This is a genomic window from Flammeovirga pacifica, from assembly GCF_000807855.2.
In the GTDB taxonomy this organism is placed as follows: Bacteria; Bacteroidota; Bacteroidia; order Cytophagales; family Flammeovirgaceae; genus Flammeovirga; species Flammeovirga pacifica.
On the sequence record NZ_JRYR02000001.1, the window covers coordinates 1,215,736 to 1,239,611 of the forward strand.

Consider the following 23,876-nt stretch of genomic DNA (forward strand, 5'->3'; position numbering starts at 1 on the left):
TATAAGATAAAAAAAGAGTAAAAAATGAAACTTTTACATATCCACTTTTTACTCTATCATAAATATTTACCTATTAAAGGCACAAACATCTAAAGGATGTTTAGAACTTAATCTTTTCAATTGCTGCTTTAGGATCTTCTGCTCCAAAAACATAGCTACCAGCTACTAAAACAGTTGCTCCAGCTTCAGCAAGTTTCTCAGCGTTTCCGCTATCAACTCCTCCATCAATTTGAATCAATACATCTGCATTAGCAGCATCAATCATTGATTTTAATTTTCTTACTTTATCGTAAGTTGAAGGAATAAACTTTTGTCCACCAAAACCAGGGTTTACAGACATGATACAAACGTAGTCGATATCATTAATTAAAAACTCCAAACAATCTAATGATGTATGAGGGTTTAAAGCTACTCCTGCTTTTAGACCTAATTCTTTAATGTTTTGAATAGTTCTATGCAAATGTGGACAAGCTTCTGCATGTACAGAAATCATATCTGCACCCGCTTTTTTAAAAGCCTCCAAGTAACGATCTGGCTGTTCTATCATTAAATGAACATCCATAGGCTTTTTAGCATGTTTCTTAATTGCAGCACATACAGGTAAACCAAAAGATATGTTTGGAACAAACATTCCATCCATAATATCAATATGGAACCAATCAGCTTTACTTTCATTGATTAGTTCTACATCTCTCTGAAGATTAGCGAAATCTGCTGCTAAAACACTAGGTGCAATTATTGTTTTCATTAGACTGATTATACTATTTTATAAATAATCTTGTTGCAAAATTTCGACAAATGTAATTCTTTTTCCATTATTTCAATGATAAAAGATCAAAATTAGTTTATACTAGGTTTAAATTAATTGTCTATACAACAATTGTGAACATTTTATCAAAAATTAATTTACAGCTAATCAGCAATTTAAATCGGTTTCTGAAATTAAAACATGATATAAATTATGAATTTATAAGTGTGTACTCTATACACTTAAATTGTAAATAGAAAAAGATTAGTTAGTTTGCAATGAAACTATATAACTATCCTGTTTTAAGTAATACAATATGAGTAAACAATTACCTCAATTAGTTAAAGATGACATGTGGCTTGAGCCACAAACAGAACAAATTAACGCTCGTATCAACTCTTATAAAGAGCTTAAAAACGGCTTGGAAAACAAGTACGGTTCTTTATTAGATTTTGCGAACGCCTATAAGTTCTTAGGGGTAAATTATGACCCAGTTAACAAGGGTTGGTGGTATAGAGAGTGGGCACCTGCTGCTCATGCTTTGTATTTAGAAGGTGACTTTAATAATTGGAACAGAGATTCACATCCTTTAAGAAGAATTGAAGGATCTAATGAATGGAATGGTGTATGGGAAATTTTCCTACCAGAAGCAGACTATAAAAATACTTTTGTACACGGAAGTTTCATTAAAGTAAGAATAGTATCACAAATTGGTGATCATGAAAGAATTCCTGCTTATATAGAAAGAGTAGTACAAGAAGAAGGAACGCCTAATTTTGTGGGTCAACTTTGGTTTTCTGATGAAACTAACTTTGATTGGTCGGACGATAACTTTGTTACCTCTTCGATAAAGGCTCCTATTATTTATGAAGCCCATGTAGGTATGGCTCAAGAGGAAGAAAAAATGGGTTCTTATAACGAATTCACCGAAAATATTCTTCCTAGAGTTCGAGATCTTGGCTATAACTGTATTCAGTTAATGGCTGTTCAAGAACATCCTTATTACGGTTCTTTTGGTTATCATGTAAGTAACTTTTATGCAGCTACTTCAAAATTTGGTACTCCAGAAGAATTAAAAAATTTAATTAAAACTGCTCACAGTATGGGAATTGCTGTGATCATGGATATAGTACACTCACATGCCGTTAAAAACCACAATGAAGGTATTAACGAATTTGATGGTACGGCTTACCAATATTTCCATGCTGGAGAAAGAGGTCATCACCCCGATTGGGATTCAAAACTTTTTGACTACAGCAAATGGGAAGTTATTCAGTTTCTAGGTTCTAATGTCAAATATTGGTTAGAAGAATACCACTTCGATGGATTCCGTTTCGATGGTGTAACTTCTATGTTATATCATCATCATGGTCACGCTGGCTTTGGTAGTTATGATGACTATTTCAATATGGGCGTAGACGTAGATGCTGTAAGGTATTTACAACTTGCCAACGACATCGCTCATCAAATTAAGCCTGATGTTATTAGTATTGCTGAAGATGTTTCAGGAATGCCAGGTTTAAGTAGAGCTATTGAAGAAGGTGGTATTGGTTTCGATTATAGACTTTCAATGGGTATTCCTGATTTCTGGATTAAAATATTGGAAGAACAATCTGATGAACAATGGAACCTTTGGGATTTTTGGTCGGTGATGCTAAACCGTAGAGCCAACGAAAAAGCTATTGCTTATTCAGAATCTCATGATCAAGCTCTTGTTGGTGATAAAACAATTGCGATGTGGTTAATGGATGCAGAAATGTATACTGGAATGGACAATGCTAGTAACAGTCTAGTTATTGATCGTGGTGTTGCATTACATAAAATGATCCGTTTCCTAACTTGTGTTATTGGTGGCGAAGGCTACTTAAACTTTATGGGTAACGAATTTGGACATCCAGAATGGATTGACTTCCCAAGAGAAGGAAATGGATGGAGTCATCAATATGCACGTCGTCAATGGTCTTTAGTTGAAAATGGATTTTTAAGATACCAAAAGTTAAACAACTTTGATGGTGCCATGGTCCATTTAGTACGTGAACATGATACACTTGCTCCAAATACACCAGTTAACCTTTTAAATATGGATACTGAAAACAGTACAATCTGTTTCCAAAAAGGTGACTTAGTATTTGTATTCAACTTCTCTCCTACTAACTCATTACCTGACTACAAATTCAATGTAGGAAATGAAGGTAAATATGAATTAGTTTTATCTACTGATGAGAATAAATTTGGAGGCTTTGACAGAGTTAAAGCAGGAAGTGAATATTTCACAGATAAAGACAAAAACATCTCGATTTACAATACCAATAGAACTGCTTTGGTATTTATGAAGAAAGACTAGTTAATCATATATTATTGCTCTCTCTTTATTCACTTATTGAGAGAAATAAAAAAGCCTGAATCTATATAGACTCAGGCTTTTTTTATACACACATTCTTACACTAGTAACTTCTATTTCTGAATAATTCTATAATTATCAAATGCTTTATGATTCCACCAAACTGTTTTGCCATACATTGTGTTTGTAATTCCTTCTGCAGCCACAGCCCAATTACTTGCATTTGTTGTTTGTTCTGAAATTGCATATGGAAATCTATTTGGTAAACCTAAACCTTTATATTGTGTCCCTCCTCTTACAAAAGTAAGTTGAGGATAGTTTGTTCTTCTTACCTCTACAAAAGCTTCCGGACCATTTGTAAAAAGAGAAATATACTTTTGTTCAGCTATCAATTGCTCTGCGTTAGAGATATCCCAAGCAACATTCATCTGACTTAAAGTTCTTTGAATATGTTCTTCCAAATTAGCCATTGATACCTCTACCACGTAACCATCTTCTTCCTCCACTTTACCTTCAGCAAAAGTGATTGAACCATTTTTATCTCCAAATGACGCCGTTTTGACACCATATTGCTCAATCAAATTATATTGTCTTTCAAAAGACGCTCGAATACCTTTTTCATAGGCCACTTGAGGCGAACCTGCTGCACTCACCCCCAAGTTCACAGCTGCTTCTGCTTTAATAAATTCTAGTTCTGCATAAGACATAATATGCGATACACCATTGGGAGTTGATCTATACAAAACACCCAATCTAGAACGATCTGCAATAGCGAACTCTTCTCCTTTGGGCACACCATTCTCCTGACCTGTATATTGTAAATCTGCGTGGTTTTTAGTAGAATCAAAAACAGTTATTGATGCTGGTGTAGGTGTCGCATAAATATACATTCTTGTGTCTTTTCTTTCTTTCAACATATCAATCATTGTTTTCGAAGAAGAAAAATCGTCTCTATTATCTCTCACATAGTTTTTGAAAAATGGATGTTCATATGGCTGAGTTCCAGCATATGTCATCATCGCATCATCTTCTATTGATGTAAAAACAGGATATTTTGAAACATCACTAAATATTCTTGTTAATCCGGTTTGAGCAGTGGCTGCATCCACTTTAGAAATATGTATATATAACCTAGCTGATAATGAATTGGCTAACCTTCTCCACTTTGAAGCATCTCCACCGTAAATAAGATCTGATTGAGATTCCACACTACCACCATTGGATAATAATTCATTGGCAAGAGATAATTGATCAAACAAATCAGAATAAATATCTTTTTGATGATCATATTTTGGCTGAGTGATTGTTCTTTCATAACCCAATGCTACTGTTTTGAAAGCATCACTGTAAGGAACATCACCCCATACATCTGTCATGATAGAAAAGAAGTAAGAACGCATCACTAAAATGGCACCTTCCATTGCTTCATAATTCGCAATTTGTTTTTCATTACCAGTTGGATTCTCAGACAACGCTTTTTTAGTTTCTCTTACTTTATGTAAAGCCAATTCTAAATCATACATTGATGCAGAACCATTATCTGAAGATCCAGACATGGCGTATTTCCAATAAGCATCTATTGCATTCGATCTGTATTCATACCAATCTTCATCTATATATTGAATTTTTGCATACTGTTGTGCCCATAATCCAGATGCTGTTAAATTAAAATCTTCTGCTTGAAAACCATAAATCCCTCCAATTCTAGAATAGGTTGCATTTGCAAATAAGTTACCCGGATTCACATCAGTAGGAAAATTAGGATTGGTTTGCATCTCATCAAAATTCTTGAAACAAGACGTTGTTCCTAATGTTATTATGATGGATAATATATATATAATTGATTTTTTCATTTTACTGTTCATTGAGGTCCTTAGAAATTCATTTTGATATTAAATCCAAAACTTCTTGGTGATGGTAATTGGCCAAATTCAAAACCTTGACCATCTAGTCCAGTACCAAACCCTGCTTGAGGATCTATGTTTGGTGCATTTTTATGAATCATCCATAAGTTATTACCTACAAAAGCGACGCTCATACCCTTTATTCCATACTTATTAGTAAAGGCTGATGGTATATTATAAGCGATAGATAATTCAGCCAATTTAATATAGGTAGCATCGTAAATATACTCTTCATGAATACCATAAAGTGATTGATAATAATCCTGAGTTGGTACTACTTTATCGTTTGTAGAACCATCTGGAGCTACACCAGGTGTTATTCTACCACCTTCTCTATTTATTGCTGTTACATCTAAAACACCAGAATATTCACCAAACATATTAGTTACTGAGAAAATATCTCCTCCTACAGAAATGTCTATCAATGCCGATAATGTAAAGTTTTTATAGGATACTGAATTTCGGATACCTCCTCTCCAATCTGGATTGATTGATCCTAATTTTTCCTTCTCATCTGTCTTCATGGCATAACCGTTTTCATCTACCATGATATTTCCATGATCATCTCTTTGGTAACCATAACCATAAAAAGTACCTAACTCTTCCCCTGGCCTAGCTTCGGTAGTCAATCCCCAATAAGAACCTAATACAAAAGAATCTACTCCTTCTGCAAGAGAAACTACTTCATTCTTATTTTTTGAGAAATTAAATGATATATCCCATGTCAAATCATTTGTTTGTATAGGAGTTGCAAAGACCATTAATTCAACACCATTATTATCTATTTGTCCGGCGTTGATATAAGAATATCTATAACCCGAAGCTGCAGATACATCTGCTGGTACAATTTGATCATAAGTTGACTTCTCATAATAAGCTGCTTCAAACCCTAAGCGGTTATTAAAAAATCCCATATCCAATCCCACTTCCCAAGATTGAGTTGTTTCAGGTTTTAAATCAGGATTGGCCTGTGTTGTTTCATATTTAAACATAGGATAACCATTGTATGGCAAACCAGATACATAAACATTGGATGTTGAATAAGGAGATGCTCCATTACCCACTTCAGCCCAACCTCCTCTAATCTTACCACTTGATATCCACTGAGGTAAATCCATATGTTCTGAGAAGACATAAGATAAGTTGATGGATGGATATAAAAATGAATTATTAGCTCTTGGCAAAGTAGATGACCAATCGTTTCTTACAGATATATCGGCAAACAAGAAATCTCTAAAACCTACAGAAGCAGTACCATATAATGAATTGATAATTTGCTCTTCAAAATAAGTGGTTGATTCTACCTGTCCCGTTGCATTGGCTGGAGTATATACTCCCGGAGATGCTAAACCAAAAGCGGTCATAGAATTATTTGAATACACTCTGTACATATTGTTCCCTCCAAAATTGGCATTCACATTCCAATCAGTTCCAAAATCCTTTGAAAAAGAGAATAAGAAATCAAAGTTGGTTTCATTCACAAAGTAATTCGACTCTGTAAATCCACCATCCGGATCGTTAATAGAATACATAGCTGATTTAGACAAACGATTTTCGTTATATAAATCAGTACCACCTTTCACTTTGAAATTAAGGTAATCTGTAATATTCCATTTTAAGGAAGCATACCCGTTAATTCTATCACGTAATTGAGAATTAGTATTTTCGTGTAAAATCCAATAAGGGTTATCATGATAATTATAGTTCCAGTTATAAGGGGTTCCATCAGGTTTTTTATAATCCTTCAGCATATTCGTATCTACCTGACGACCAAACCAAACAAATTGTTGCATCACGTTATTCTCGCCATAACCCTGTGCAGGTAAGTTATCAGAAGAACGTCTAGAGTAAGTTACTTTTGAATCAAACTGCAAGTTCTCATGAATTTTATGCCCAAAATTTAAAGAGGCAGAATAATTTTCCAAACCAGTATTTGGTACCATCCCTTTCTGGTCTGAATACATCATCGAAAAACGCACATGAGATTTATCCGTGGCATTTTGAATCGATAAATTTGTAGTAGACACATGTCCTGTTTCGAAGAAGTCTTCAACATTATTAGGGTTAGACACCCAAGGAACTGATTCTCCATTTGAAAAGAATTGGGGAATCATTAAACCAGCATCTAATTTTGGCCCCCATGATTCATCTACACCATCATAAGTACCACCATTTGCTCCATCAACAAAAGAAAACTGACCATTTAAACCCTGCCCATATTCATTCTGATAATTTGGTAGAATTAAAGGCTTTTGAAAAGTAGTTGTATTCGATAATGAAACTCCTAATCCTTCAGAACCTTTACCTGATTTTGTAGTGATTACAATTGCTCCGTTTTGAGCTCTTGAACCATATAATGCTGCTGCATTTGGTCCTTTTAAAACAGTCATCGACTCAATATCATCAGGGTTAATGTCATTGATTGGAGAACCAAAATCGGTCCCCCCACTTGCTGTATTCCCTGAGTTGTAAGAGTTATCTACAGGAACACCATCAATAATAAATAAAGGCTGATTATTACCAGTTAATGACGAATTTCCACGAATAGTTATTCTAGAAGATGCACCCGGAGCTCCCGAAGATGAGTTGACCATCACCCCAGCTACTTTTCCATTTAAATTATTGAGAACATTGTTATCAGAGCCTTTTAAGTCATCCCCTTTTACTTCTGAAACAGAATAACCTAAAGATTTTTTATCTTTCTCAATACCCAAAGCGGTCACAACTACTTCTTCTAATTGTTCCACATCCTCTTTCATTACAAATTCAAAAACTGTTCGAGTTCCAATAGCTACTGTTTGTGTTTGATAGCCAATAAGTCTCACTATTAAGTTTTCTGAGGTTTCTTCAGCATTAATCAGAAAAGAACCATCAAAAGATGTTACAGCTCCAATTGTTGTTCCCTCTATCATTACAGTCGCCCCCGGAAGAGTTTCTCCAGACGCGTCCATAACAACACCCTCAATTCTTCTATCTTGAGCAAGAGACATGACAGTCAAGCCCAAGAAGAAAAAGAGAAATTGTAGTACTCCTTTTTTCATGATAATAGTATAAAAATTGATTGATTGATAAAAATAGGCGGTAATTATACCGTCTAAAACAGATTAATATTTATGTAGATTTAGTTATGATTTTCTATAAAAGTTATGATGTAGTCGAGGGTACAGATTTATTTATTTGACTATAGCACAGATTTAATGTTACAGTTTAGCTAGGTACGCCTTTTTGATTACACTACAAGTTTAACAACGTACATATCACAAAGCCAAAATCATTTAACATCTAACAAGAAATACCTTTCAGAGGCAAGAAATAGATAAGTAATTGATATAATGAAAGTTACTATTTCTTTAAAAAATGTTATTCTTCATCAGCGTTAAGTAACACTGATACTTTTTTTATAAATAAAAAAACAAGAGATAATACATTGACAGATTGATCCTTAACAATTCAGTCCTTGAAAGTCAATACAACATAAAAAACACAATGAAATTTGATTTATTTATTTCGAATTACAAAAATAGAATAGAAAAAAATATTTTGAATTATTTAACTACAAAAAACAAAAAACCACTTCCCAAAATGGAAAGTGGTTAATTACAATTATGATTCTTATTTTACTATTTTCAACTTATATGAATTAGTCCTTGATGATGTAATCAATTTCTGGTGATTTCTCAGCAAACCAAACTTTCTTACCATATACCGTTTGATCGATACCTTCTGACGCTTTCGAGAAGTTAGTATAGTTTGTTGTTTGTTCTGAGAACGGATAAGGGAACCTATTTGGTAAACCTTGCTCGTATTGAGTTGCACCTCTTACCCAATAAATTCTAGGTAAACCAGTTCTTCTCAACTCAGCATAAGCTTCAGGACCATTAGTATATAGCGCTAAATATTTTTGCTCCATAATTACTGTCATAGGATCTTTTCCACTTGTATTCACTTTATCAATTACAATCTGAGCATCTTCTAAAGCTGTTCCTACAGTCACTCCATTTTCAGGAATCACTGGTGCATTGTAATCTACAATGTCAGAATAGTGCTTTTCAAAAGACGCTTGAATGCCTTGCTCTACTAGCGTATTGTAAGCACCAACAGGCACTCCCAATCTGTATGCAGCTTCAGCTTTGATAAACAATAATTCAGAATAAGACATCCAGAATGATTTTCCTGAAGGCTGATCTCTAAATAAGTTACCAATTCTAGAAACAGAGCTTAAAACAGGCATTTCATCACGAGGAACTCCGTTTTCTTGTCCAACATACTTAGGATCATTTTCATCTGAATCCGGAGTAGGTTGAGCATAAATGTATAAACGGTTGTCATTATTTTCTTTCAACATATCTACAGTATTTTTTGATACTGCAAAATCGTCTCTATTATCAATATATCTATTGAAATAGAATGGGTGCATGTATGGTTGAGAACCAAGGTATCTTAACTCAGCATCATCTGAATTAGATTCAAAAACAGGACGGTTACCATCTCCAAACAAAGCTGTTAAACCTTGAGTAGCAAATGCTTGGTCAGTGTAACTCATTCTAATGTAGATTCTAGCTGCTAATGAATTAGCTAATCTTTGCCACTTTGTAGTTGAACCACCGTAAATTAAATCTGTACCAGAATCAATTTTACCATTGTTCGCTAACAAATCATTCGCCTCTGCTAATTCCTCAAGAAGATCTTTGTAAATATCACCTTGGTTATCATAAACAGGTTGGAAATTAGTTATTTCAAATCCTAAAGCCATTGTTTGGTTTGCTTCAGTATAAGGAATATCACCAAAAGCATCCGCTAGGTTAAGAAAGATATATGCTCTTGTTGTTTGCATTGCACCTATCAAAGCTTGAGCGTCTTTTTTCTGACCTTCGTCTCCTGTTTCTTCAGCAATAGCTAATCTTTCACGAGCTGCTTTTAAACCAAGTTCAAGATCATGTAAACCTGCCATGTTTGGCGTAGATCCAGAATTTGTAATACCTGCATATAATCTTTTCCAGATTTCATCCATTACAGACGGACGGTACTCATACCAATCCTCGTCTAAATATTGGATTTTAGAAAAATGCTGAGACCAAATACCTGCGGCAGTTAAGTTAAAATACTGACCTTGGATACCATATCCACCACCTGTACTTGAGAACAAAACGTTAGCAAACAAACTTTCAGGTTCTACATGAGAAGGATAGTTTGGATTCTCACGTAATTCATCAAAATTCTTAAAGCATGAGGTTAAAGTAAAAGCGATAACCACTGCGTAAATATATTTTATATATTTTTTCATAATTGATTTCTTTTGAAGGAAGTACTATACTTCCTAGATGAGGTAAGTCTTGTTATTAGAATTGCAATTTGATATCAAATCCAAAGCTTCTTGATGTTGGTAATTGACCAAATTCAAAACCTTGACCTGACATACCTGCACCAAAACCAGCTTGAGGGTCAATATTTGGAGCATTTTTATACATCATCCAAAGATCATTACCTACTAATGAGAATGTAGCTCCTTTAATACCAGATTTTCCTAACCATTCTTGTGGTAATCTGTATCCAATTGATAATTGAGCTAATCTGATATATGAAGCGTCATAAACATACTCTTCATGGATACCATATAGTGATTGATAATAAGTCATTGCATCAACAGCAACTTCGTTTTTCTTATATCCACCGTTGCCATCAGGAACAACACCTACAGTTCTACCTGCTTCTCTATTTACAGCAGTTACATCAAGTACACCTGCGTATTCACCAAACATGTTTGTTACAGAGAAGATGCTACCACCAAACGACATATCAATCAATGCTGAGAATACGAAGTTTTTATAAGAGAATGAGTTTCTAATACCACCTCTCCAATCTGGGTTAATATCACCTAAAGCAGATTTTTCTGATTCTCTCATTGGGATACCTTGTTCATTCACAATAATATCACCTTCTGGAGATCTTTGGTATTTGATACCATAAAGAGTACCCATTGGTTCACCCGGACGAGCTTCAGTAGTTAAACCCCAATACTCACCAAGAATGAATGAATCTACTCCATCAGCCAATGATTTTACTGTGTTGATGTTTTTCGTAAAGTTGAATGAAACATCCCATTTAAAATCTGTTGTTTGTATTGGTGTTGCATAGATCATAAATTCAAAACCTTTGTTTTCTATTTCACCAGCGTTAATAGTAGTATATCTATAACCTGAAGATGCTGATACATCGGCATTTACAATTTGATCATAGGTGTTCTTTTGATAGTATACAGCTTCAAAACCGATTCTATTATTTAAGAACGCCATCTCTAAACCAGTTTCCCATGAGTTTGTAGTCTCTGGTCTTAAGTTAGGGTTAGATTGGATATCACCATACTTAAACATTGGATTACCATCCCAAGGAAGTGGAGAACCATAAGTGTTCATAAGCATATAAGGGTTAGCTGCTGCACCTACTTGTGCCCAACCACCTCTTACTTTACCATTTGAGATAAAGTTTGGTAAATCAAACTGCTCTGAGAATACATATGATAAGTTAATTGATGGATACAAGAAACTATCATTCATTGCTGGAAGTGTTGAAGACCAGTCATTACGAACTGATAAGTCTAAGAATAAGTAATCTCTAAACCCTACTGCTGCTGTAGCATATAATGAGTTAATTACTTGCTCTTCGAAGTATGTTTCTGCTCCTACTTGACCTACTGCGTTAGCTGGAGTATAAATACCTGCTGTAGCAAGACCAGTCACTGTCATTGCATCTCTTTTATAACTCTTATACATGTTGTTACCACCTGCATTAGCTGAGATATTCCAATCTTGACCAAAGTCTTTTGAGAATGATAACAAGAAATCAAAGTTTGATTCGTTCACAAAATAGTTTTCTTCAACAAATCCACCTGTAGGGTTGTTGATAGAGTGTTTTGCTGTTCTTGACATACGATTTTCAGAATAAAAATCAGTACCGCCCTTCACTTGTAAACTTAAGAAATCAGTAAAGTTATATTTCATTGAAGCATAACCATTCATACGATCACGACGCTGTGAGTTTGTGTTTTCATTCACAATCCAATACGGGTTATCGTGGTAGTTATAGTTCCAGTTATATGGAGTACCATCTGCTTTCTTATAATCTTTCAATTGGTTAGTATCCACTTGACGACCGAACCAAACGAATTGTTGCATTACGTTGTTTGCACCATAACCTTGTGATGGTAAGTTATCTGATGATCTGTTAGAGTAAGTTGCTTTCGCATCAAATCTAAGTTTATCATTAATCTTATGACCAACAGCCATTGAAGTACTAATGTTATTTAAACCAGTATTTGGCACCATACCTTTTTGATCAGAATACATTAATGAGAATCTCAAGTTTGTATCATCAGTACCATGTGCAATAGCTAAATTTGTTGTTGAAACATGACCTGTTTCGAAGAAATCCCTTACGTTATTAGGACTAGATGTCATTTCAACCGCTTCTCCATTAGAAAAGAATTGAGTTGCCATATAACCAGCATCTAATCTTGGTCCCCAAGATTCGTCAAAACCATCATGAATACCATTACCTTTACCATCCACAAATGAGAATTCGCCATTCATACCTTGACCATACTCATTTTGATAATTTGGTAAGATTAAAGGTGTTTGGAAAGTAGTAGTGTTTGATAATGTAATACCTAAACCTTTAGCTCCTTTACCTTTTTTAGTTGTCACGATAATCGCACCGTTCACGGCTCTTGAACCATATAAAGCGGCTGCGTTTGGTCCTTTAAGAACCGTCATCGATTCAATATCATCAGGGTTCAAATCTGAGATTGGTGAACCGAAGTCAGCACCACCTGAAGATGTGTTACCTGAGTTATAAGTATTATCCACTGGCACTCCGTCAATTACATATAACGGTTGGTTATCACCTGTTAAAGATGAGTTACCACGAATAACTACACGAGATGATGAACCTACAGCTCCAGAAGAAGAAGTTACTTGTACACCAGCAACTTGTCCGTTTAATGCACCTAAAATATCATTATCTCCTGATTTAAGGTTTTCTCCTTTTACCTCTGTAACTGAGTAACCTAGTGATTTTTTATCTTTTTCCATTCCCAAAGCCGTTACCACAACTTCTTCTAGTTCTTGAGAATCTTCTTCTAAGATAAAATTGATTACAGTTTGCGTACCAATTGCTACTTGTTGGCTAGCATAACCGATAAGTCTCACTTCCAGTGTTTCGCTTACTTCAGGTAAAGCAATAGTAAATTTACCTTCAAAGTCAGTTACAGCACCTACTGTTGTTCCTACTACCATTACGGTAGCACCAGGTAGAGATTCTCCTGAGGCATCGGATACTACCCCACTTACTTTCTTATCCTGAGCATACAAGTTTGCGATTGTACACAAAGTCAAAGAGAAGAATAATAAAACTCTTTTCATGTTAATAGTAAATAATTAATTGGTTTATAAATAATTGGAGTCCATCTCCAAGATCGAGTTGTACTTATATTTAGCTAGTTTTTACATACATAATTTAAAATGGCAAAAGTTATGAGTGATCAGCCATTCAAAATGTAGGAGATTTAGCATAAGATAAATAATAAGTTTCTTTTGAGTTTTTTAGCAGGTTTTAGTTCTAAAAATTACTCATATAAATAGCCTGTAAACAGGTTGATTTTGTTTTAGTTTTTTATTAAAATTTTTGATTTATAAAAATGTCAGGTAACTAACATTTCATTAATCGAATTGGTTTTTAGTTTTTTTATAGTCGCAAGGATACGACAAAGAATATTTTTAGTTCAAATCACTTAACTTAATTTAATGTTATACGATGATTATCACCTCTATTTAACTACTCATAACACCATGTAACATTTGATTAACATCAGAAAAATCTATTAAATGTCATAATTATACTTATTTCATCTTTTTGATGAAGAAATCACAACAATACCCCTATTATTTTCAAAATTCACGATAGAATTAAGAAATCCATACAACTATAAAAATTAGTCAAAAAAAAAGTCACCTCAAAAGAGGTAACTTTTTTAATCTAAACCAATTGAATAAAACTAATTCTTATAATTGATATCGGTGTTATTTGTGAACCACATTTTACCACCATAAATTAAATTTCCTTGTTCAATATTTAAGTCATTTACAGCTTTATTATAATTTGCTGAATTTGTTCTTGATTCTGAAATAGGATATGGAAAACGGTTTGGCAATCCCTTTCCTGGCCATTTTCTACCACCTTCTACTACATCAATAGCAGGCCATCCTGTTCTTCTTAATTCTGCATATCCTTCAATACCATTAGAAAAAATAGAAATGTATTTCTGTTCCATAATCACTCTTATGATTCCTCCTTCTTTAGAGTAATCCAATCGAGCAATCACTTCTGCTGCATCTTCTGCTACTGTTTTAATTTCATGACCATTTACAGGTACAATTGGAGCTTGATATGCAGAAGCTTCTGAAAACTGTTTCATAAAAGAAGATGTAATACCTTCTTCAATAAAAAACTGTGGCGAACCTCCTACGTCTGTAATACCATTCAAAGCTGCTTCAGCTTTTATAAATTGTAACTCTGAATAAGTCATCCAAAAAGATTTACCAGCAGGCTGATCTCTAAAAATATTACCTATTCTAGAAATTGTTGCTAATGCAGGAGGTGCTGTTGCTCCATTAATCTGACCCACATATTCTACTGGAATATTTTCCTCCTCATCCATAGATTGAGGTGTTGGTTTTGCATATACATACAAACGCTTATCAATAAAACTGATATTATCGTTAGCATCTTTAATTTGTAATAGATCAACCAAGTTTTTTGAAACGGCAAAATCTTCTCTATTGTCTAAGTATCTGTTCGAATAAAAAGGATGAACATAGGGCTGTGAACCTGTATACATTAGTTGTGCATCGTCTTCATTACTTTCAAACATGGGATAGTCGGCAGGATTTCCAAATATCTTTTTAAGTCCACCTGTCACATCAATTTCAAACCCTGCCTCAAACGTATTCACTTTATTCAATCGAGTATAATATCTTGCCATTAATGAGTTGGCTAATTTTCTCCATTGATTAGCTCTACCTTGATATATCAAATCAGCGCCACCATCAATAGCTCCTTCTTTTAGAAGCTCATTTGCCTCTTCTAATAGTTTAAATACAGTAAAATATACTTGATTTTGAGTATCATATTTAGGTTGGCTGATATCATTTTTAAAAGCCTCAGAATATGGGATATTTTCAAAAAATTAAGCAAAAAAAAAACACTAGACCTTAATCTAGTGTTTCTTTGGGCGAATGATGGGATTCGAACCCACGGCCCCCGGAACCACAAACCGGTGCTCTAACCAACTGAGCTACAATCGCCATTGCATACAAAAACAAAAACTTGGGCGAATGATGGGATTCGAACCCACGGCCCCCGGAACCACAAACCGGTGCTCTAACCAACTGAGCTACAATCGCCATTTTGTTTTTTTGCTGTGCAAAGGTAACATAATTCACCTTCTTTTTCCTAATCTTATTTCGCAAATGAATTCAAATAAGATACAATCATCTGTTTTTAAAGGAAATAAATATAAAAAAAACATGTTTAATGCTTATTTCTCGCATCAAACATGTCTTATTTTAAACACTTTTTATTGACAATCTCAGATTAATTATCTTTCAAATGTCAATCTTTGTCCTTTTACACTATCATTAAATTGACCATTTTCAAAAGCTAAATGTCCAGAAACAATCGTGTGTGTGATACTTGAAGAGAAAGTATGACCTTCAAAAGGAGACCATCCACATTTGTAGTGTAAACTTTCTTTATTTACTTCATGAGATTGATTAGGGTCTACTAAAACTAAATCTGCCCAATATCCTTCTTTAATGTACCCTCTTTTCTCTACATCAAATAAAATAGCAGGATTATGACATGCTTTTTCAACGATCTTCTCTAAAGAAATTTTTCCTTGTTTATGGAAATCAAAAAGAACTTGTAATGAATGTTGTACTAATGGACCTCCAGAAGGTGCACTATTATATTTATTACTTTTCTCTTCTAATGTATGAGGTGCATGATCCGTTGCTATTACATCAATCTTATCATTTAGAACACCAGCTAGAACACCTTCGCCATCTGCTTTTGTTTTTACAGCAGGATTCCACTTAATAAATGCTCCTTTCTTCTTATAATCTTCATCAGAGAACCACATGTGATGTACGCATGCCTCTGAGGTTATTTTCTTATCCTTCAATGGAATATCATTGTCGAATAACTCCAGCTCTTTCGCTGTAGAGATATGAAGAATATGTAAACGAGCACCGTGCTTTCTTGCTAATGCAACTGCTTTAGAAGAAGACGAATAACAAGCTTCTGCACTTCTAATTTCTGGATGACATTCCATAGGAATATCTTCACCATATTTCTCTATATATTTTTCAAGATTCTCTGCAATCATAGGATCATCCTCACAGTGTGATGCAATGATCATTTGTGCCTTTTGGAAAAGGTTAGCAAGTGTTTCCTCATTATCCACTAACATATTTCCAGTAGAAGAACCCATAAAGACTTTTATCCCACAAACATTTTTAGGATCAGCCTTTAAAACCTCTTCTAAATTATCGTTAGAAGCTCCAATATAAAAAGAGTAATTTGCTAATGAAGTCTCCTTAGCAATAGCATACTTTTCTTCCAATTTTTCAATTGTTGTTGTTGGAGGTTTCGTATTAGGCATCTCCATAAATGAAGTTACACCCCCTGCTACTGCAGCTCTAGATTCTGTTTGAATATTTGCTTTTTGAGTTAAGCCAGGCTCTCTAAAATGAACTTGATCATCAATTAATCCTGGTAATAGGTATTTCCCATTAGCATCAATCAATTTTTCTCCGTTGTGAGAAATAGAAGCTGCGATTTTTTCAATCTTACCTTCATTGATTAAAACATCAGTTTGTTTGATTTGCCCCTCATTGACCATCTGGGCGTTTTTGATCAGAATCTTTGACATATTCTTATGTTTAATATTTGATTCCACGAAGATACATCCCAAAAGATCCTTTTTAAAAAAAAAGCATAAAAAAAAGACCTCAATTTGAGGCCTTTTATAATGTCTGTTTGTCTAGTCTATATTAGTGGAAAGAACTTTTTCGTTCCTGTTGTATCATAACTATTTGTCTTTTAACTAATTATAAATACGGCACTATAGCTATCATAAGCTATAAAATTGATGTATCTTAACAAGATTAACACTAATTTAAGATAAATGAATGAATTATCACTCATGAATTAAGCTATGATAATTTCACCTATCATTCATTTTATCAAATAATATTTCTTTAATGAGTTTTAGACCAAACTAATAAGGTAATACTTAGTGTACATTGCCAAATTTTCTATATCTGATTAAAAAATTTAAGAATATCACCCATCACCTCAATCCTTTTTACCTCATGATTGATTGTTTCAAAAGGAAAACCTAATACAATTACTCTTCGATTTTCTTTTTGATAGGCTACACCAGCACTCTTATTACTTCCTAAGTATCTACCAATTACTGCCCCATAAGTATCTGATGGATCTAAAGCATCCACAGACTCTACTGCATATAAATGGGTATCAATATTTTTTGCATAGGTGAGATCTTTAAATGATTTGAAATTTTTATGTGTCGCTACCAAATTTCCTGTTCTATCAGCATGTGCTCCCCTACTTTTAAAATGTAAACTATTCGTTGCAAACAGCACGTCATTATGTTTCCTCCCTTTATGAATACCTTCATTGGTAAAAACCAAATCTGAGCCAACAAAAGCACCTGTAATTAATAATCTACTATCTTCTTTTCTTGAGAATTGGATCAATTTATCTCTAAACGATATTGAAAAACATTCATAGTCATACAATTTAGTCTTACGATTTAATGTTGACTTTTGCTCTCCTAATAATACATCAATAATTTTATATCTATTAAGGTCAATAGCACCATTTTCAACAGATGCTTTACTTGTTGATACAAAAGATCTTTTATAATAGAATAATGCTTTTCCATGTATTTTAGTAAAGTCGTGTGTATTTCCCCTGACTAATATAGTTTCAGCATCTGCATAACTTCCTCCATGTCCAGGGGTGTCATCATCTAACCATTCTGATTTTGGGTTATAATCATATTGCTTCCCTGTGAAACTCACATCAACACCATCTGCTACACCTTCATTTTCTGATGTAAAACCTTTATAGTTATCCGTTTCAATAGAACTCGGTCCTCCTATTCTTTCAAATGCATTGACAATAAGCACAGGATCGTTATGAAAATCAGCTAACGCCAATTCTTCTGTCGAAAAACTCTCCCCTCCCTCATTTAAGGCGGTCACCTTAAACTGATATAGTTTTCCTTTTTCTACCTTTAATTGAAAAGTCGAATCCTTTGTAATTTGACCATTATCCCAACCTTTATTTCCGATTTGTGTATACACTTTAAAATAAGTTGGCTTTGCTGATTCTTCTAGAGGATCTACTTGAGGTTTCCATTTTAGTATAGCCTTTGACTTTTCGAGTTCAACAGAAAATTGTGTAGGTTTTAAAGGACTTACTACATATTCTGTTGCATTTTGATATGCTAGATATTTAAGTATTCCTTTATAGATGGCACGACTCACATCAAATCTAAATTTAGGGTCCAAAGCAAATTGCATGTCCTTAAAATTCTGATGTGATAGCAACTCTATAAGTATGGAAGGAACATTAGTATAAACGGCTTCACTATATCTTCTATCCCATAGTTCTCTTCTATTCCAGATAGAATCATGAAGAACTCTAATATCATTTACGATTTGAGTTTGTACAATATCTGCTAAATCTCTGTTTGTAAATCTTGACTGACCTGAAGGAAATTCTTCTCCCTTTTTCATATTGGTGGTACTATATATCATTAAAGTACCTTTCGTAGTGTCTGATTCCGAAATTCCAGAATCAGTATGTAAAGCAACGGCAAGATCTATATCCAAATTCAAACCTGAAGAGGCTATTTCTGGGCTTAAAGCATAAGGTGCTCCTACTAACCAATTGACCCATTCTCCTCTGCATTGATAATCATCTTTATAATCGTTTTCATTTTCGTTTGGAGTAAATACATGTTTTGGAGCCCCGCTATATTGTAAATGATACCTAGCACCTTCCATAAAACGAGGTCTACCACTTGTAGCAGTCCCTCTCTGTATATTACCAATTCCACCACCAAAACGCACTGCATCTGCAGTAATCATAACATTTTCACCTTTGTCCAAAGAATGACTTGATAAAGTGACTTTTTCATTCTCAGAACCATTAAAAGTAAAAGTACCTAAGTAGACCCAAGTACCTCCACCGATCTTTTGATTAACGATAAATTCTTTCTTCTGTTCTTGATGATAAACAGTATATTTTGCATCGGAAACACCATTTTCTAAAGAGGCATAACTGATGTAAACAGCAAAATCTCCTTTTAATTTTGATTGAGCACTCCAAGTAATCACTTCTTTTTTATGGTGGGTAGGTTTAAACTTTCTATAAGTACCCATCGTGAAGGGCTCTTCATTGTCATTATAGATCATTTTATTTAGAAAACCCTCACCTCCGGCAAAGACCGTTCCTTGTTCCGAGTATCCTTTTCTATCCCCATCGTTATCTACCACTAAGGAGGTTTTCTGAGTATCTCTTTCCCTTGGTAATATTACTCTAGCCCCTGCTTTTTCTAACATGGGTGTTAAATATGGCAACACAAAAGAAGTAGGTAATAAATCTTCTACGGTTTGAAATAATCTGGCTCTTTGCCATTCCCATCTATTTAAAGAAGATTCGTAATACCATCCATGACTATTCCATAATGCTATATTTTTATTCTCCAGTCCCTTCGAAAAATGAATATTATCTATACTACTTACCCATTGAACTCTATTGGAATCTTGTAATGGCATTAAATTTCTTGATAGATCAATATCATGATCATTGCGATATATATTGGGTACTAAATCTTTTAACTCGCATTTTGGTGTAATCGGCCACCTATTCTTACGAGCAATTTTCACTTTCTCTTTTTCAGTAGATTTCCCTACATAAAACTTAAGATCATATTCTTGATATGTTTTCCCTAAGATGTTTCTCACTTGAAAATAAATATCTTCAACATCCTCATTTCTGAGTGGAGTATATTCAAATTGTTTACCAAGGAAAAAGTTAATCTTCTTCGATTTAGGTACTATCTGAACCGTTTCTAATTTTGCTGAAGTATCAGGAATAAAGTGATATTCTTTATTTATTGCTTTTTCTAAATATGACTTAAACTTATTGGTAACATCGCTTTTAGATTGTCCAATAAGTAGTAATGGAAAAAATAACAAAAGGGCAGAAAAAATCCTTTTCATTTTCAAAAAAGTAAGCGTTAGATAAGAAGAATACTATTTAGATGATCAAACCACATTCAATATAAACCTGAATCTTATTTTTAAATCAAATGGATAATCAATCGATAATCTAAAATATATTGCTCTATTATTTAGTTAATTGTAGTATTTACCAATTTGACAGTAATGCCATTGGATATTAGATTCCACTTGGTATAACTTGAGTAACACAATAAGTTAACCAAAGGTGAAAATATAAAATAAAAAAGACGGATAAAGTATCCGTCTGTTTCACCTTCAGTAATATAAATTAAAGGCTTTCACCTTTATCAAGTACTTTTCATTGTTTAGCTTAACGCTTTTATCACTAAACGTGCTACAATTTTTGCATCACTTTCAGTTAAACGTTCTTTACTAAATACTTCAGTTGCTCTTGCAGAAGCATACTGAATTGGTATTGCAGGAAAAACGGCGTTGAACATTTCAACGTTGATATCCTTTTGAATTTCACCTGTATTATACCCTCTTTCTACCATTCTTTTTGAGCTTTCTGGTATTTTTAAGACCATTTCTTTACTCATCAAGAAAGTGTAATCATTCATAAGCATATTGATAAACTTTGCTCTTGAAGGATTATCATTTGCTAAGTTAAATATTTCAACACAGAAATGATAGATCACTGCTTCTAAAGTGTCGTATTCTTCCATATATTTAAAAATTAAATTACGGAAATACTCAATATTAGAATGATATAAAGATTGAACTAATGCAGCTTTACTTGGATAGTGTCTATATAAATATCCATCAGCTACTTGTGCTTTTTTAGCAATTGACGAAACGGATGCTCCCCCATACCCCTTAGAAACGACCATTTCAATAGTTGCTTCCTTAATTCTTTGTAGTTTTGTTTCGTCGATACTTTTTGCCATCTTCTATCAGTTTCTGTTGTATAATGAATGAACGAATTCTCATTAATGAATATACAAAATTATAGGAAACCAATAAGCAACCAAACTTTTTTAAAAATATATGGATGTTAGCATAATAAAATATGCATTTTGAACAGATTATGGTAATAATTAATTAGTTCAAGGAATAACTTTAACTTTCCAAGGGATTTCTTCCTTCCTAAATCTTTACTTGTAATGTGAAGTAATAATTCCTTCCATCTGAAGGTATTATACCTGGACCTGGATACCCTGTTGCTCTTCTTGTAAAGTACATATTATTAGTAAGGTTATTTATACCTGACTCAATACCCAACCATTTAAAATTATATTTTGCTGATAAATCCATTACATAATAGCTTGGAATTGGACCATAAACGGCATCAGCTAACGGTTCTTCTGTATTCGCTGCATCTGTATAATGCTTTTCAACATAAGTATATTGAAGAGATAAATTGAAAGATTTATAACCTGCATTCAATCCTGTTTTGATATTAAAGGGAGGAACTAACTCAACATCTTTACCATCATACACTCTATCATCTGAAATATATTTACCTTGTATTAAAGCTACATTAGCAAAGAGATTCACATGATAATCTGATAAAGGTGAAAAAATATCCATCCATTTTATTTCTGCATACGACTCTACTCCTAACGTATATGCATCTGCTATGTTTGTTCTAATTGGATTTGCTGGGTTAGCCAAACCAATTTTATCATTGTATCTCAAATAAAAAGCACTTACATCATAATTTAACCACTTTAAAGCACCTCTTGCTCCTAAATCTGCAGAATATCCTTTTTCATCTTTTAGATTAGGATCAATTCTCACATTCGTATTTAAAGATCTTAAATCTGAATATGTAATGGCTCTATAATTCTGAGATAAGTTGGCATAAACCTCTAAATCATCTGTTGGTTTATAACTAAAACCAATACCTGCGATAAATATATTTCTATTGTTTTCTATATTATCCTCCATCGGACGAGTGATCTCTTCTATTAAACCATCATCGCCCGGTTCGTAAAACGTTTGCTGATAATACCCTTTACCAGTAGTTTGAATCATTTCAAAACGTATACCGGGTGTAATTGAGAATTTGTCTGATATCTGAAAAATATTTTCAGCAAAAAACGCGTAATTATTTATTCTAAAATTATGGTCTGATAATAAAGAATCTGGATGAGAAAAAGAAAAGTCAGCATCTTTACCATCCGAAGCATCACCTTGCTTTTTATCATCATTACCATGATAAAGACGAGAACCCACAACAAAAACAGAAGGCTTCCCTCTAAAATCATAATGCTGCATGTATCTTATTTCAGTACCAATATTTCGAAATTCATCCGCCACTAATAACCTTGGTTCATTATAAGGATCAAGTTTATTCAAGTTTATACCTAATGCATCTCTACTAGCAAGTAAGCCAAAATTTCTCATTTCAATTTTAGCTTTTGGAGAGAGTTGGTATTGAAAATTGACTGAAGCAATATTCCAATTCACTTTAAACCAGTTTTGATCGGTATAAGATGCCCTTGGATCGTTGTAGAATTCATCATCAGTTAAACCACCTGGCTGCTGAGCTAGGTAATCCATATGAGTTATTTCTACTCCTATTTTCAACTTATCATTGATATCATATTGTACTCCTGTAAATATTGTATTGACATTAAAATCAGAATTAGGTCTCCAGCCATCTCCTTTTTTGTATTGGTACATGGCATAATAATTCACTTTACCTTTTTGTCCGCCAATACTATTAAATGAATTAAACAGACCAAAAGAACCCACTGTCTGTCTTGTGACGAACTCAAAAGGTTTTTCTGTATTTCCTCTCTTCATTTTAAAGTTCAAAAGACCTCCAAATTGAGTTCCATATTGTAAAGAAGCGGCTCCTCTAACTATTTGAACTTCTTCTACAGCTTCCATTGGTGGAGTATAATAGCTTTCAGGGTAACCTAATGCATCTGCAGCAATGTCATAACCGTTTTGTCTTGTATTGAAATTAGAGGTCCTGTTAGGACTTAGTCCTCTACCTCCAATTCCTAGTTGAATTCCTGCTCCATCACTTTCCCAAATATTTAAACCTGGTACTCTATTATATACCTGACGAGAATTGTTTGTAGCTAAATTGGCAGTCAGATTATCTACCAAAATGACTTCACTCTTTTTCCCTTCAAAAATGGAAGTTCCTACTACAGCTTCCATTCTTTTAATTTCTGCTGATGACGAGGCATCTCTCACATCTACTTCCTCTAACAACGTTTCTAAAGGTCGTAAGGTGAAATTCAAATTTTGATCGGCATTCGTAATGGTTACATTATTTTCTAATGGTGAGAATCCATATAAAAAAACACCAATACTATAAGTTTTACCTTCTGATAAATTATCTAATTGATATTCTCCTTTATCATTGGTGATCACTTTTTGTGTTTTTCCTTTTATATATACATTCACTCCCTCCAAAGGTTGATTGGAAGAATCTAATACTTTACCGGATATACTCCTTTGTGCATTTACATAAGAAGCGGTAATAAAAGAAAGACAAATAAAAAGTAGTAATCTGTATTGCATAAAA

11 protein-coding genes and 2 tRNA genes are annotated in these 23,876 nt (G+C 33.7%); 1 reads left to right on the top strand and 12 read right to left on the bottom strand.

Features of this window, described 5'->3' with window-relative positions:
- Positions 1–100: 100 nt before the first annotated feature.
- Complete coding sequence (rpe, locus tag NH26_RS04895) at positions 101–748, bottom strand: ribulose-phosphate 3-epimerase (RefSeq protein ID WP_044222360.1); 648 nt, start codon at positions 746–748, stop codon at positions 101–103.
- A gap of 316 nt (positions 749–1,064) precedes the next feature.
- On the opposite strand from rpe, the gene NH26_RS04900 reads away from it, so the two are divergent.
- The gene (locus NH26_RS04900; protein ID WP_044222363.1) at positions 1,065–3,092 is read left to right on the top strand and encodes an alpha-amylase family glycosyl hydrolase; all 2,028 of its coding nucleotides are present in this window, start codon (positions 1,065–1,067) and stop codon (positions 3,090–3,092) included.
- Positions 3,093–3,203: 111 nt separating this feature from the next.
- On the opposite strand, the gene NH26_RS04905 is transcribed toward NH26_RS04900, so the two are convergent.
- From NH26_RS04905 to NH26_RS04955, 11 genes are all read right to left on the bottom strand, one after another.
- Positions 3,204–4,943: a SusD/RagB family nutrient-binding outer membrane lipoprotein gene (locus NH26_RS04905; protein WP_158021889.1), complete on the bottom strand. Its 1,740-nt coding sequence runs from the start codon at positions 4,941–4,943 to the stop codon at positions 3,204–3,206.
- 20 nt (positions 4,944–4,963) lie between these two features.
- Positions 4,964–8,035, bottom strand: coding sequence for a SusC/RagA family TonB-linked outer membrane protein (locus tag NH26_RS04910; RefSeq protein ID WP_044222368.1), 3,072 nt, complete (start codon positions 8,033–8,035; stop codon positions 4,964–4,966).
- Between the two features lie 599 nt (positions 8,036–8,634).
- A complete protein-coding gene (locus NH26_RS04915; RefSeq protein WP_044222371.1) occupies positions 8,635–10,278 on the bottom strand; it encodes a SusD/RagB family nutrient-binding outer membrane lipoprotein in 1,644 nt (547 codons plus the stop codon).
- A 55-nt stretch (positions 10,279–10,333) separates the two neighbouring features.
- Positions 10,334–13,411 (bottom strand): SusC/RagA family TonB-linked outer membrane protein, encoded by a 3,078-nt coding sequence (locus tag NH26_RS04920; protein ID WP_044222373.1) that lies wholly within the window; start codon positions 13,409–13,411, stop codon positions 10,334–10,336.
- Positions 13,412–14,043: 632 nt separating this feature from the next.
- Positions 14,044–15,222, bottom strand: a complete 1,179-nt coding sequence (locus tag NH26_RS04925) for a SusD/RagB family nutrient-binding outer membrane lipoprotein (RefSeq protein ID WP_084812064.1) — start codon at positions 15,220–15,222, stop codon at positions 14,044–14,046.
- A gap of 56 nt (positions 15,223–15,278) precedes the next feature.
- Positions 15,279–15,352, bottom strand: a tRNA-His gene (locus tag NH26_RS04930).
- A 25-nt stretch (positions 15,353–15,377) separates the two neighbouring features.
- Positions 15,378–15,451: transfer RNA gene (locus tag NH26_RS04935), tRNA-His, on the bottom strand.
- Between the two features lie 194 nt (positions 15,452–15,645).
- Positions 15,646–16,980, bottom strand: coding sequence for a dihydroorotase (locus NH26_RS04940; RefSeq protein ID WP_044222379.1), 1,335 nt, complete (start codon positions 16,978–16,980; stop codon positions 15,646–15,648).
- Positions 16,981–17,365: 385 nt separating this feature from the next.
- A complete protein-coding gene (locus NH26_RS04945; RefSeq protein ID WP_052431955.1) occupies positions 17,366–20,368 on the bottom strand; it encodes a golvesin C-terminal-like domain-containing protein in 3,003 nt (1,000 codons plus the stop codon).
- A 326-nt stretch (positions 20,369–20,694) separates the two neighbouring features.
- Complete coding sequence (locus NH26_RS04950; RefSeq protein WP_052431956.1) at positions 20,695–21,276, bottom strand: TetR/AcrR family transcriptional regulator; 582 nt, start codon at positions 21,274–21,276, stop codon at positions 20,695–20,697.
- A gap of 199 nt (positions 21,277–21,475) precedes the next feature.
- Complete coding sequence (locus NH26_RS04955) at positions 21,476–23,872, bottom strand: TonB-dependent receptor (RefSeq protein ID WP_044222595.1); 2,397 nt, start codon at positions 23,870–23,872, stop codon at positions 21,476–21,478.
- Positions 23,873–23,876 lie beyond the last annotated feature (4 nt).